Origin of the sequence: Phyllobacterium sp. TAF24 (assembly GCF_052113785.1) — a bacterium.
In the GTDB taxonomy this organism is placed as follows: domain Bacteria; phylum Pseudomonadota; class Alphaproteobacteria; order Rhizobiales; family Rhizobiaceae; genus Phyllobacterium.
Genome location: NZ_JBFRDN010000001.1, coordinates 279,565 through 292,683, shown reverse-complemented (window position 1 = coordinate 292,683; position 13,119 = coordinate 279,565). Strand labels below are relative to the sequence as shown.

Here is a 13,119-nt window from a genome sequence, read left to right as displayed (position 1 = left end):
CGGATTGTCGTTAGAACAGCATATGCCCGAAGCCCTCAAGGTCAGTAGAACCTTCGCTTTTCTGCTTGTCGACAAATTTCCGATGTTCAGCCTTGCCGCTGCCATCGACACGATGCGCACGGCCAATCGCATGGCGGAAGAGCCATTCTATGCCTGGACAACCGTATCTGCCACGGGCGCGGCGGTTACCGCGTCGAATGGCTTGCAGATCAATGTGCAATATTCACTGGCAGAGCTTCCCGCTGCCGACATTTTCTTCATCTGTGCCGGATTGACCACGGAGTTTGAGGAGAAGCCCAAGGTCATTGCGACATTGCGCAATCTCGGACGACGCGGCGCTGCTCTGGGTGGCTTGAATATTGGCAGTTACATCCTTGCCGAGGCAGGGCAGCTGGAAGGCCATCGCTGTACGATTCACTGGGAAAACCGCGCTGGTTTTCAGGAGCGTTTCCCGCATATTGAATGCACCGGCAATGTCTTCGAGATCGACCGCAAGCGTTATACCTGCGCGGGCGGAACCACCTCGATCGACTTGATGCTGGAAATCATCCGGCAGGATTTCGACCCAAGTCTTGCCAATGAAGTCGCCAACCAGTTTCACCACGAACGCATCCGCTCGCAAACCGATCGTCAGCGTATCGGGCCGGAACGGGATCTGACTGGAAAATCCGAAAAACTGCGCAAGATCGTCGAGTTGATGGCCGATAATCTCGAGCAGCCGAAATCAGCGGTGCGTCTTGCCAAAGCCGTCGGCCTTTCGGTTCGGCAGGTGGAGCGGCTGTTTCTGCGCCATCTCAATATGACACCGGGACGCTACTATATGAGCCTGCGGCTCGAACGGGCGCGGGAACTCCTGCGGCAAACCCATTCGCCCATTCTCGATGTGGCGCTGGCAACGGGCTTCACATCCCATTCCTATTTCGCCCAAAGCTACCGGGCGCAGTTCGGGCGCTCACCTTCCGATGAGCGCCGCACCACCTATTAATCAGCTGAAAACCGAAGCACCTTCATCGGCACGGCCAACGACATTGCGGAACGCTGCAAACAATTCGCGGCCCATGCCGTAGCTGTTATGGCTGAGGTCGACGACCGGATCGGGGCGAGCCGCGAGAACGTCAGGATCTTCAAGCACGTCAAGCGTTCCGATTTCCGCATCGAGCCGCACGATATCACCATCGCGGATCTTGGCGATGATACCGCCGCTGAGTGCTTCCGGGGTCACATGGATTGCCGCAGGCACTTTTCCCGATGCGCCGGACATGCGCCCGTCCGTTACCAGCGCAACCATATGGCCGCGATCCTGCAAAACACCAAGCGGTGGTGTCAGCTTGTGCAACTCAGGCATACCATTGGCCTTGGGACCCTGAAAGCGGACGACGGCCACGAAATCGCGATCCAGTTTTCCTGCTTTGAAGGCATCCTGCAGAGCGGCCTGACTGTCAAAGACAATGGCGGGTGCTTCGATGATCCGCCGTTCCGGCTTGACCGCCGATGTCTTGATCACGGCGGTGCCGAGATTACCCTTTAGCATCTTCAGGCCGCCGGTAGTCTGAAACGGCTCTTTGACTGTTGAAAGAACCTTCTTGTCGGCGCTTTCCGCCGGGATGGGATCGCGCTGCACGGCGCCGTTTTCGCCGAGCTTGACCTCGATCGTATAGGCGCGCAGGCCTTGGCCCCAGACGGTTTTGACGTCCTCATGCAACATGCCGGCATCCAGCAATTCGCGGATGATATAGCCCATGCCGCCAGCCGCATGGAAATGGTTCACATCGGCAAGACCGTTTGGATAGACGCGGGCAAGCAGCGGCACCACATCGGAAAGATCAGAAATATCCTGCCATGTGAGCTTGATGCCCGCAGCCGCAGCCATCGCAACGAGATGCATCGTGTGGTTGGTGGAACCACCCGTTGCGTGCAGACCGATGACACCGTTGACGATTGTCTTCTCGTCAATCATCTCACCAACTGGCGTGTACTCATTGCCAAGCGCCGTGATGGCGAGCGCGCGTTTCGCGGCTTCGCGCGTCAATGCTTCGCGCAGCGGCGTGCCCGGATTGATGAAGGATGAGCCCGGCGTATGCAGCCCCATGATTTCCATCAGCATCTGGTTGGAATTGGCGGTGCCGTAAAACGTGCAGGTTCCCGGTCCATGATAGGATTTGGATTCCGACTCCAGCAGCTTGTCGCGGCCAACCTTGCCTTCCGCGTAAAGCTGGCGCGTCTTTGCTTTCTCGTCATTGGGAAGGCCTGTGGTCATCGGTCCGGCAGGGATGAAAACCGCGGGTAGATGTCCGAATGTCAGCGCGCCAATAACAAGGCCCGGCACGATCTTGTCACAGACACCAAGATAGACAGCCGCGTCGAACATATCATGTGAAAGACCAACAGCGGTTGCCATTGCGATCACATCGCGGGAGAACAATGACAGGTCCATGCCCGGCTGTCCCTGTGTGACGCCATCGCACATGGCGGGAACGCCGCCCGCAACCTGCGCCACGCCGCCCGCTTCCTGTATCGCTGCCTTGATTAGTTGCGGATAGTTTTCAAAGGGCTGGTGTGCCGAAAGCATGTCATTGTAGGAGGTAATGATGCCGATATTGGCCAGCACATCGCCAGCCAGCGCCGCTTTGTCGGAGGGTCCGCAGGCGGCAAATCCATGGGCAAGATTGGCACAGGCAAGGGCAGTGCGTTTTGGCTTGTGGGAAGCAGCCTCGCGCAGACGGTCGAGATAGACATCGCGGGTCGGGATCGACCTCTCACGGATGCGGTTGGTAATGCTTTTGACCCTTTGCAGGACGGTCATTGGTTTTCTCCTTATGGAGCCCAGAAAATCTCAAGATTGATCGGCGTGTGGCGCAGGATTGCGCGAATGGGCATGTCTTCGGTTGCCCCACCACCAAGCGCCTTATCCAGAACGGCCTTTTTGCCATCGCCTTCAATGTGCAGCACCACGAAACGGGATTTGACGATAACCGGCAACGTCAGGGTCAGGCGCGGCTCACCGGCACCATCAGCCTGCATTGGCAAAACAAGCGCTGACTGCTCAGGCGAAATTGCCTCGGCAAGGTTGTCACCACCCGGGAAGAACGAGGCCGTATGGCCATCGCCGCCCATGCCGAGAATTGTCACATCGAAAGGCTGGCCCAATGCGGCAACGGCTGCGGTTGCTGCCTTCACCGCTTCATCCGTATTGGCAGCGGGGTGATAGAGGCCGACGAAATTGGCTTTTGCAGCCGCGTTCTGCAGGAGTAGTTCTGTCACGAGCTTCTGGTTGGAACGGTCACTGGATGGCGGCACAAAACGCTCATCCACCAAGGTAACAGTGATCTTGTCCCAAGGCAGGTCCTTGCCCGACAAAGCCTTGAAAAAGCGGGCAGGTGTTGTTCCGCCCGATACCGCCAGAACTGCCTTGCCGCGCGCATCGCACGCGGCTTGCAAATGCTCCGCAACGCTTGTTGCCAAGGCTTCGGCAAGAGCAATTCCATCGGCAAAGCTGTTCAATGTCTGTTGCATGATCATGTCTCGTGCCATGTGCGTCCGTCGCGCTCAATCAAGGCGATAGCGGCGGATGGCCCCCATGTTCCGGCTGTGTATCCAGCGGCAGGCTGGTCATTATCCGTCCATGCCTTGAGGATCGGATCCACCCAACGCCATGCTGCCACCACTTCATCGCGCCGCATGAACAGGGTCTGATTGCCGCGCACCACGTCCATCAGCAAGCGCTCGTAAGCATCGGGGCTGCGCACCTGAAACGATTCTGCAAAGCTCATATCAAGCGGAACGTGACGCAGGCGCATGCCGCCCGGACCCGGGTCTTTAATCATCATCCACTGCTTGACGCCTTCGTCTGGCTGCAAGCGGATAACCAGCTGATTGGCAACCACGCGGCCTGCGCCCTCACCAAAAATCGAGTGTGGAATGGGCTTGAATGAAACCACGATTTCCGATGCGCGCGTTGCCAGCCGCTTGCCAGTTCGCAGATAGAAGGGAACACCAGCCCAGCGCCAATTGGCGATTTCGGCTTTGATGGCGACAAAGGTTTCAGTGTTGCTTGTGGAGCCCAATTCCTCCTGATAGCCCTTGACGGGGCCGCCAGCCGAAGCACCGGCGCGGTACTGGCCACGGACGGTTAGCTCCTCGGCGTTCTTGGCATCAATGGGGGCAAGGGAGCGCAGCACTTTCAGTTTTTCATCGCGCACCGCATCGGCATCCATGGATGCGGGCGGCTCCATCGCAACGAGACAAAGAAGTTGCAGCATATGGTTCTGCACCATATCGCGCAGTGCGCCTGCCGTGTCATAATAACCGGCGCGGCCTTCAAGCCCGACCGCTTCCGCCACGGTGATCTGGACGTGATCGATATGAGCCGAATTCCACAGCGGCTCGTAAAGCGCATTGGCAAAGCGCAGCGCCATCAGATTTTGCACCGTCTCCTTGCCGAGATAGTGATCGATACGGAAAATCTGCTGTTCGTTGAAAACGCTACCAATTGTGTCATTGAGCGCGATAGCGGATTTAAGGTCACGGCCAATCGGCTTCTCAACAATGATGCGGGTTTGATCGGTGATGAGATCATATTTCTTCAAACGGCTGGCAATGTCGCCGAAGAGGTTCGGGCTGACGGCGAGATAAAAGGCCCGGATGTTCTTGTTTGCATCGCCGATTGCGACTTTCAGATCATCCCAACCATTGTCCGATGTCGCATCAACCGCGACATAGGCGAGGCGGGCGAGGAATTGTTCGACCTGCTTCTTGTCGATCTCTTCGGGCTTCACATGTTCCTTGATCGCGGCTTCCGCAAATTTGCGGTAGTCTTCGTTGGACATGGCGGAACGCGATGCACCGATAATGCGGGTAGGCTCGGACAACTGACCATCCCGTTGGCGCTGATAGAGCGCCGGGATCAGTTTGCGCTCGGCAAGATCGCCGCTGCCGCCAAATACGATGCAGTCGAAAGGGTCAACCGGGATAATCTGACTTGTCATAAGAATGAGTCTCGCTATGCCAAAATTACGCGTCTTCGGATGCAGGTCTGTATAATCTAATCGATTTAAAAAGGCCAGTCCCGATCCGACTTCTGCGTCAAAATGCATTCCCAAGCGGGCGCAATTCCAATACGATTGCTGTGAAGCAGGAAGCAGTCATGGATCAGAATCTCTCCAGAATCGTCGCTCAGGACAAGAATTTCCTGAATGTCATTAATGGTCGGCGTGTCGCCGCACTCTCGCAAGAAACGATCACTGTTTTGTGTCCGTCCGATGGTTTGCCCTTCGCAACCATCCCGGCAGGCAATGCCAGTGATGTGGACCGTGCCGTCCGTGCCGCACGGGACGCATTTGAATATGGCCCGTGGAGCAGAATGCCAGCCTTTGAGCGTGGGCGGTTGCTGACACGGCTTGGCCAGCTTGTTGAAGAACATGGCGATGAACTTGCCGCGCTTGAATCGCGTGATACCGGAAAGCCCGTGCGTCAGGGCAAGGCGGATGTTGCAGCGACCATGCGCTATTATGAGTTTTACGGCGGTGCCGCCGACAAGATTCACGGCGATACGATCCCGTTCCTTGACGGCTTCACCGCGCTCACCCTGCGCGAGCCGCATGGCGTGGTTGCCGGTATCATCCCATGGAACTATCCGATGCAGATCATGGCGCGCGTGGTTGGCGCAGCGCTGGCTATGGGCAACACGCTGGTTATCAAACCGGCTGAGGATGCGTCGCTATCGGCCATTCGCATTGGTGAACTCGCCATTGAAGCGGGCTTTCCCGATGGTGTTCTCAATGTCATCACCGGTTATGGCCGGGATGCAGGGGCGGCGCTCTCATCGCATCCCGGCATTGATTACGTTACCTTCACCGGCTCGCCTGTAACCGGCACGGCGATCCAGCAGGCCGCCGCCACCAACAATCGCGGCGTGACCATGGAACTTGGTGGCAAATCACCGCAAATCCTGTTTGCCGATGCGGATGTGGAAAAGGCTTTGCCGGTTCTGGTCAATGCCATCATCCAGAACGGTGGCCAGACCTGTTCGGCGGGCAGCCGTATCCTGATCGAACGCCCGATTTACAACGACGTCGCCGCAGCACTTGGCGAGCGTTTCGGCAAGCTGGTCGCCGGGCCGCACGACATGGACCTTGATCTCGGGCCCATGGTCAATCCGGCGCAGAAGAACAAGGTCGAGAATTTTATCACTGCCGCCGCAGCGACAGGTATTGAAGTGGTTGCCCGTGGCTCCATTCATGTCGATGCGCCTCTGGAAGGCTATTACGTCGCGCCGGTGCTTTTCGGTGCGGTTGATCCCGCTTCTGTTCTGGCGCAGGAAGAGGTGTTTGGGCCGGTTCTGTCGCTCTTTGCATTCGATGATGAAGCCGATGCTATCAGGCTTGCCAATAGCACTGAATATGGCCTTGTCGCCGGTATCTGGACCAAAGATGGCGCGCGCCAGCATCGCGTTGCCAAAAAAGTTCGCGCCGGTCAGGTTTTTGTCAATGCCTATGGCGCTGGCGGCGGTGTGGAACTTCCCTTCGGTGGTTTCAAGAAATCCGGCCATGGACGCGAAAAAGGCTTTGAAGCGCTCTTCGATATGTCCGCAACCAAAACGATCGTGTTCCGGCACGATTGATTGGACCCGCTCCCCGATAATCAATCCAAGATCACAAGCATGAGGAAATGACATGGCCCGTTTGGCAGGCAAGACAGCAATTATTACTGGTGGAGCATCCGGGTTTGGTGAAGGCATGGCGAAGCGCTTTGCCGAGGAAGGGGCAAATGTTGTTGTCGCCGATCTCAACCACAAGGGCGCTGAAACTGTTGCCACCGCCATTGGCAAATCAGCGATTGCCGTTCAGGCTGATGTGTCACGCAAGGAAGACGTGGACGCCATGGTCGCCGCTGCCATGGATACGTTCGGCCGCGTCGATATCATGGTCAACAATGCGGGGTTCACCCATCGCAATGGCTCCATGCTTGATGTGGATGAAAGTACGTTCGATCTCATTTCAGCAGTCAATATGAAGGCGATTTATTATGCGACGCTTGCTGTCGTGCCGATCATGGAAATGCAGGGCGGCGGTTCCATCATCACCACAGCTTCCACGGCGGGTCTGCGCCCGCGTCCCGGATTGACCTGGTACAACGCATCCAAGGGGTGGGCGATCACCGCAACCAAATCCATGGCCGTTGAACTTGCGCCCAAGAATATCCGTGTCAACTGCCTCTGCCCGGTCGCGGGTGAAACAGGGATGCTCAGCCTGTTCATGGGCGAAGATACGCCGGAAAAGCGCGCGCAGTTCAAAGCTTCGATCCCGCTCGGTCGCCTCTCCACGCCGCTTGATATTGCCAACGCCGCGCTTTGGCTAGCGTCCGACGAAGCCGGGTTCATCACTGGTGTAGCGCTTGAGGTGGATGGTGGGCGCTGTATTTAGACTTGGGCAACACCGTTGTGCAGCGGTTCGCCCGTCGACAAGCTCAGGAAGCTCACCATGAGGAGATAACTCTCCCCGTCATCCTCGGGTCAAGCCCGAGGGTGACGGAAATGGGTGGATGTAGGGAGCCAAGTTCTGCAATGCTGGCGATTAGCGTTGCATCCTCACTCTCCCTCATGGTGAGCTTGTCGAACCACGCACCACGAACCCCACACCACAGCAATCTGCTTAAGGGTATATACTCAGCGTTAAATCACACGCTTTTGTCTTGAAACGGGGCCATACTGGCCTACATCAAAAATGTCGTCCAATTCACGCAATGGCTGCTTTTGGTTGATCGCACGCCGATCAACGGGGCAACCCATCTTTCAAGGACACTGTCATGACATCGAAACCCGTCTGGTTCATCACTGGCTGTTCAACCGGTTTTGGTCGCGAGCTTGCGCGCCATACGCTTGAACTCGGCTATCCCACCATTATCACCGCACGCAACACGGCGCAGATTGAAGATCTGGCCAAGGGCAATGAGGAGAATGCCCTTGTTCTCAAGCTTGACGTGACCAAGGCCGAGGATATTGCGGCTGCGGTCAAGGCGGCAGAAGCCCGCTTTGGTCGCATAGACGTGCTCGTCAACAATGCCGGTATTGGCTACTTCGGCTCGCTCGAAGAAAGCGACATCGATGAAGTCCGCAAAATGTTCGAAATCAATGTCTGGGGCCTGGTCAATATGACCCGTGCTGTTCTGCCCGTCATGCGCAAGCAACGTTCCGGTATGGTTGTCAACATTTCGTCGATCGGCGGTCTTGTGGCCAACCCTGCCGTCAGTTTCTACAACGCAACCAAATTCAGTGTCGAAGCGATTTCGGAATCCCTGTCGAAGGAAACGGCCCACCTCGGCATCAAGGTTTTGATCGTTGAACCCAGTGGCTTCCGTACGGATTGGGCCGGACGTTCGGCGAATGAAGCACCGAGAACCATCGAAGATTACCGTGAGACATCGGATCAGCGGGCAGAGCAGATCAGAAATTCCAGCGGCAATCAGCCGGGCGATCCAGTACGCGCGGTAAAAGCCATTATTCAGGCGGTCGAAGCGAAGAAGCCGCCGTTGCGGCTGTTGCTCGGCAAGGCGGCGCTGGCTGGAGCGCGTAATAAGATTGTCGAACTCCAGCGCGATTTTGTTGCTTGGGCTGACGTTACGGAAGGCGCCGACGCGCCAAAGGAATAAAACAAAATGGCCGGCAAATGCCGGCCATTTTTAATTTCGTGCGCCTAGATAATATGGCGCAGGATCAGAAACAACGTGAATGACAGCGCGATGGAGACGGGGAGCGTCAGCACCCACGCCATCAGCAGGTTACGGACTGTTGACATCTGCAAGCCCGAACCATTGGCAACCATCGATCCGGCAACACYCGATGAGAGGATGTGGGTCGTGCTGACGGGCAGACCCAGCGTATCGGCGGTGAAGATGGTTCCCATGGCAACCAGTTCAGCGGACGCGCCTTGCCCGTAGGTGAGGTGCGTCTTGCCGATCTTTTCGCCGACGGTCACGACGATACGCCGCCAGCCGACCATTGTACCAAGGCCAAGGGCCAGAGCCACGGCAACTTTTACCCATGTCGGAATGAACTTGGTCGCGTTGTCGATGGCCTGATGATAGGTCTTGATGGTGGCAATGTCGGCAGGCTGCATTGGCAACAGCTTGGCCTTGTCGATCAGTTTCAGCGCTTCACCGGTCAGATACATGTCGTTACGTGTATTGCTGACCATGCCAACTGGAACTGACGATGCGGAACCGTAAGGCGAAATGCTTGTATTGGTCTTTTCGATGAACTGGCGCAGCGCAACCGTAGTTTCATCGCTCCATGTCTTGCTGCGCACCGCATTGCTGACCACTGCATTGGCATCGGTCACGGCGATGCCGGGTTTTTCATAGGTGCGCAGTGTCGTTGCTGCGGCGGTTGCTGCAGATTTATAAGCTTCGAGATAGTTGATGTCAGGGGTGCGGTTCAGCGCAAAGGAAGTGGGCACAACACCGATCAGGATCAGCATGATCAGACCCATGCCCTTCTGACCATCATTGGAGCCGTGGGCAAAACTAACACCGGTGCAGGTGAAAATCAGCAGGCCGCGAATCCACAAAGGCGGAGGTGTCTGGCCCTTCGGCGCTTCATAAAGCGCCTTGTTCTTCACAAGAACCTTCATCACGATCAGCAGCAGCGCGGCCATGCCAAAGCCGACAAGTGGCGAAATCAACAGGGACATGCCGACTTCCGTCGCCTTGGACCAGTCAACGCCGCTGGTGGCAGTGCCGGAAGGTGCCATAAACTGATTGGCAAGACCAACACCGACGATCGAACCGATCAGTGTGTGGGAGCTTGAGGCCGGAAGGCCGAGATACCAGGTGCCGAGATTCCACAGGATGGCTGCCGTGAGCAGCGAAAACACCATGGCAAGGCCAGCACTGGAGCCAACCTGCATGATCAGTTCCACTGGCAGAAGGGAGATGATGCCAAAGGCGACAGCACCACTTGCGGTCATGACCCCGAGGAAATTGAAAATGCCAGACCAGATAACGGCGATCTCGGCAGGCAGGGAATTGGTATAGATCACCGTTGCGACGGCATTGGCCGTGTCGTGGAAACCATTGACGAATTCGAAGCCGAGTGCGGTGACGAGTGCAAGACCGAGAAGAATCCACGGTACGGCAACCGAACTGGTCAGATCCTGGGTGAGAGAATATCCTACATAAAAAAGGCCGCCGATCAGAATGGCAACCACAGCATAATTCGGCCAGTTCCCTAAATTGTTTGGTTTGTCGAGCGGGTGTTCGTCTTTCACCAGACGTGCATCAGTCGCATTGCTTACCGTCATTAGAAAATCCCCAGTATTGAATTCAAACACCGGGGAAAGCTAAGACTCGCCCGTGAACTCTTGATGACAGCGCAAGATAGCTTGCGCGGGAACAATTGAGCGTCTAACGCTTGAGACAGATAAAAACTATGGAAACGCCATGCATAAGGTCGTCATAAGCGGTACCGGTGTGTTTACGCCGGAACTCTCCATCAGCAATGCCGAGCTCGTCGAGGCATTCAATACCTATGCCACCAGGCAGAATGAAATCCATGCCGATGAGATTGCGGCGGGCACGCGGGCGCCGCTGACCATGTCCGCCGAAGATTTCATTTTCCGCGCATCCGGCATTGAACGGCGCTTTGTGCTCAACAAATCAGGTATTCTCGATCCTGAGATTATGCACCCTGTTTTGCCCGAGCGCAGCGACGACGAAATATCTGTCATGGCCGAAATGGCTGTTAAAGCTGCAACCGATGCTTTGGCCAAGGCAGGCCGCACTGCCGCCGATGTGGATGCAGTGATCTGCGCCGCTTCCAATCATGAGCGTGCCTATCCGGCCATTGCTATCGAAGTACAGGAAGCCTTGGGAATTCAAGGTTTTGGCTTTGACATGAACGTCGCCTGTTCATCGGCGACATTCGGCATTCAGGCGGCTGCCGATATGATCCGTTCGGGTTCTGCTCGGGCAATCCTGATGGTCAATCCGGAGATTTGTTCAGCCCACCTCGAATGGCGTGACCGCGACTGCCATTTTATTTTCGGCGATGTCTGCACCGCCGTGCTTCTGGAACGTGACGATCTTGCAACGGCATCTGATCGTTTTGAGATCATCTCGACCCGCTGCCTCACCCAGTTTTCCAACAATATCCGTAACAATAACGGTTTCCTGCGCCGCACCCGCGAAGGCCACATGACCGACCGCCGCGATATGCTGTTCCGTCAGGAAGGCCGCAAGGTTTTCAAGCAGGTCGTGCCGATCGTGTCTGACCTTATTCTCACCCATCTTGCCGATGAGAACATTGCACCCGCCCATGTTTCAAGGCTGTGGCTGCATCAGGCTAATAAAGGCATGAACGATCTGATCGGATCAAAGGTATTGGGCCGTGAGCCCGACGCTGGTGAACAGCCGAACATTCTGCAGGACTATGCCAATACATCCTCTGCGGGTTCCATCATCGCTTTCTCAAAATATTCCGACGATCTCGCACCAGGCAGTCTTGGTGTCATCTGCTCCTTTGGAGCGGGCTATTCCGTTGGCAGTGTGATTGTGAAGAGGCTTTAGCGGCTGGGTCAACTTAAAAGCGGGGTGGGCATGTTTGGCAAATGGTCGAAATGGTTCAGGGCTCCAACGCCCTCTCGGCCAGTTCCAGGCGTCACGCCCGATTCCGGTGAATATTTGCCGTTCACAACAATATTTGATGAGATCATCGACGCTGATAAGATTCCCGCTGTGCTGGGAAATTCACTTCCAGGTGAAGTGACAAGTTTTGAAGATGCTGCCAGACGTTTTGACAATGAATTTCGAGGCGAGCGCATAACCATCGGTGCAGCGGCTGGTCGTCTGGTTGCGCACCTGCATAAAGAGCTCGGCGGCGAGCAGAAATCGCAAACGGTTGTTTCGTTTCTCATTGACCATTCTGGTTCAATGCGTGGTCTGAGGATGTTGTCCGCTCTTCTTGCCGTTGAAGCCGCCACGGGCGCGCTGGCTCAGCTAAATATCAAATCGGAAATACTTGGCTTCACGACGACCACCTGGAAGGGTGGGAGGTCTCGGCGTTCCTGGGTCAAGGCTGGTAAACCCAGAAATCCGGGCCGCTTGTGTGATCTGAGGCATATTATTTATTCCAGCGCGGATTCCATCAACGGTTTTCCCTGGCATGTTCGTCATGCGCTTCGTTCGGATCTACTTCATGAGAATATCGATGGCGAAGCATTGGAATGGGCCGCGTCCCGTTTGGATGCAATACGTTGGAAAAATCGTATTATATGCGTTGTTTCCGATGGTGCACCCGTTGATGATTCGACGCTACTTGCTAATGACAACAGGAACATTCTGATTGATCATCAGAAAAAAGTTGAAACAGAACTTAAACAACAAGGGTTCGTCGTCGGCTATTTGCTGGTTACAGATGAGCGCTATCGTGAGCCTGAACTGATCGAACGGGCCATTGAACCTGAAGCTTGCGCACTATCATTATTGGTGCTGGTACAACGGGCATTGACGAGCGCCTTGGCTGCGGCACCTGCCGCCTCGACATAGCTGGCGTCGCGGTGAACGAGCATCACGGAAAAGGCTCCGTCCATCAAAAGAACGATTTGACGGGCAAGGAGTGATGGCTCGTTTGATCCGGCAATATCCAGAATCCCGGCCAGCCATGCCTCAAATTTCTTCTTGTGCGCCGAGCCGATCTTGATAGCCGGATGTCCGGGCATGTTTGCCAGTTCAGCAGCCGTTCGCAGAAAACCACAGCCTTTCCATTTCCTGTGCCGCGCGGCTTTGGCCAACTGGATGAAGATTGCTTCGACCCTGTCAGCAATTGTTCCATTCGCTTCGTTGAACCATTTGGCAAAGAGCACAAGGTTTGGTTGATCGCGCGCCTCCAGATAGGCTGCGATCAGATCGTCCTTACTTTTGAAGTGGTAATACAGCGTACGCTTCGTCAATTGAGCGGTTTCAGCAATGGCATCGACACTCACAGCACGAATACCTTCCGCATAAAACAGGCGGTTCGCGGCATCAAGGATACGCTCGCGGGTTGGGTCGGATGTCTTTGGCATGTGAGAAAAGTATACTAACAAGTGAATATACACAATCCCTGTGTCGTTCTAACTTTTCGGGTGA

General features: G+C 55.7%; 10 protein-coding genes and 1 pseudogene. 6 read left to right on the top strand and 5 right to left on the bottom strand.

Annotated elements, in window-relative coordinates; translation table 11 throughout:
• The first annotated feature begins 22 nt into the window (after positions 1 to 22).
• Entirely contained in the window at positions 23 to 985 is a 963-nt protein-coding gene (locus AB4Y96_RS01415) for a GlxA family transcriptional regulator (protein ID WP_091883384.1), read from the top strand.
• Here the strand turns inward: AB4Y96_RS01415 and edd are convergent, their stop codons facing one another.
• Genes edd through zwf form a run of 3 tightly spaced genes read right to left on the bottom strand, consistent with a single transcriptional unit; the run spans position 986 to position 4,985 of the window.
• Positions 986 to 2,803 (bottom strand): phosphogluconate dehydratase, encoded by a 1,818-nt coding sequence (gene edd / locus AB4Y96_RS01410; RefSeq protein ID WP_091883387.1) that lies wholly within the window; start codon positions 2,801 to 2,803, stop codon positions 986 to 988.
• Positions 2,804 to 2,814: 11 nt separating this feature from the next.
• A complete protein-coding gene (gene pgl, locus AB4Y96_RS01405; RefSeq protein ID WP_441915162.1) occupies positions 2,815 to 3,513 on the bottom strand; it encodes a 6-phosphogluconolactonase in 699 nt (232 codons plus the stop codon).
• Between the two features lie 2 nt (positions 3,514 to 3,515).
• A complete protein-coding gene (gene zwf, locus AB4Y96_RS01400) occupies positions 3,516 to 4,985 on the bottom strand; it encodes a glucose-6-phosphate dehydrogenase (protein ID WP_441915160.1) in 1,470 nt (489 codons plus the stop codon).
• A 158-nt stretch (positions 4,986 to 5,143) separates the two neighbouring features.
• Between zwf and AB4Y96_RS01395 the strand changes: the two genes are divergently transcribed.
• The 3 genes from AB4Y96_RS01395 to AB4Y96_RS01385 all read left to right on the top strand — a co-directional run bounded on the left by AB4Y96_RS01395 (position 5,144) and on the right by AB4Y96_RS01385 (position 8,646).
• Positions 5,144 to 6,619, top strand: coding sequence for an aldehyde dehydrogenase family protein (locus tag AB4Y96_RS01395; RefSeq protein WP_441915158.1), 1,476 nt, complete (start codon positions 5,144 to 5,146; stop codon positions 6,617 to 6,619).
• Between the two features lie 52 nt (positions 6,620 to 6,671).
• On the top strand, positions 6,672 to 7,421 hold the full coding sequence (locus tag AB4Y96_RS01390) for an SDR family oxidoreductase (protein ID WP_441915156.1): 750 nt from the start codon (positions 6,672 to 6,674) through the stop codon (positions 7,419 to 7,421).
• Positions 7,422 to 7,803: 382 nt separating this feature from the next.
• Positions 7,804 to 8,646, top strand: coding sequence for an oxidoreductase (locus tag AB4Y96_RS01385; RefSeq protein ID WP_441915154.1), 843 nt, complete (start codon positions 7,804 to 7,806; stop codon positions 8,644 to 8,646).
• A 44-nt stretch (positions 8,647 to 8,690) separates the two neighbouring features.
• Here AB4Y96_RS01385 and AB4Y96_RS01380 read toward each other — a convergent pair whose 3' ends face one another.
• Positions 8,691 to 10,295, bottom strand: coding sequence for an inorganic phosphate transporter (locus AB4Y96_RS01380; RefSeq protein WP_441915152.1), 1,605 nt, complete (start codon positions 10,293 to 10,295; stop codon positions 8,691 to 8,693).
• A 139-nt stretch (positions 10,296 to 10,434) separates the two neighbouring features.
• Here AB4Y96_RS01380 and AB4Y96_RS01375 point away from each other — a divergent pair, with 139 nt between their 5' ends.
• Both AB4Y96_RS01375 and AB4Y96_RS01370 read left to right on the top strand, forming a co-directional pair.
• Positions 10,435 to 11,559 (top strand): beta-ketoacyl-ACP synthase III, encoded by a 1,125-nt coding sequence (locus tag AB4Y96_RS01375; protein ID WP_441915150.1) that lies wholly within the window; start codon positions 10,435 to 10,437, stop codon positions 11,557 to 11,559.
• Between the two features lie 30 nt (positions 11,560 to 11,589).
• Positions 11,590 to 12,357: pseudogene (locus tag AB4Y96_RS01370) on the top strand (cobaltochelatase CobT-related protein); the annotation flags it as partial.
• Between the two features lie 56 nt (positions 12,358 to 12,413).
• Here the strand turns inward: AB4Y96_RS01370 and AB4Y96_RS01365 are convergent.
• Positions 12,414 to 13,055: a TetR/AcrR family transcriptional regulator gene (locus AB4Y96_RS01365; protein ID WP_441915148.1), complete on the bottom strand. Its 642-nt coding sequence runs from the start codon at positions 13,053 to 13,055 to the stop codon at positions 12,414 to 12,416.
• Between the last annotated feature and the right edge of the window lie 64 nt (positions 13,056 to 13,119).

Excerpts from the sequence above, each read along its gene's own strand:
- AB4Y96_RS01375 (WP_441915150.1), top strand. The coding sequence starts at position 10,435 with ATGCATAAGGTCGTCATAAGCGGTACCGGTGTGTTTACGCCGGAACTC.
- pgl (WP_441915162.1), bottom strand. The coding sequence starts at position 3,513 with ATGCAACAGACATTGAACAGCTTTGCCGATGGAATTGCTCTTGCCGAA.
- AB4Y96_RS01385 (WP_441915154.1), top strand. The coding sequence starts at position 7,804 with ATGACATCGAAACCCGTCTGGTTCATCACTGGCTGTTCAACCGGTTTT.
- AB4Y96_RS01415 (WP_091883384.1), top strand. The coding sequence starts at position 23 with ATGCCCGAAGCCCTCAAGGTCAGTAGAACCTTCGCTTTTCTGCTTGTC.
- zwf (WP_441915160.1), bottom strand. The coding sequence starts at position 4,985 with ATGACAAGTCAGATTATCCCGGTTGACCCTTTCGACTGCATCGTATTT.
- AB4Y96_RS01365 (WP_441915148.1), bottom strand. The coding sequence starts at position 13,055 with ATGCCAAAGACATCCGACCCAACCCGCGAGCGTATCCTTGATGCCGCG.
- AB4Y96_RS01390 (WP_441915156.1), top strand. The coding sequence starts at position 6,672 with ATGGCCCGTTTGGCAGGCAAGACAGCAATTATTACTGGTGGAGCATCC.
- AB4Y96_RS01395 (WP_441915158.1), top strand. The coding sequence starts at position 5,144 with ATGGATCAGAATCTCTCCAGAATCGTCGCTCAGGACAAGAATTTCCTG.
- edd (WP_091883387.1), bottom strand. The coding sequence starts at position 2,803 with ATGACCGTCCTGCAAAGGGTCAAAAGCATTACCAACCGCATCCGTGAG.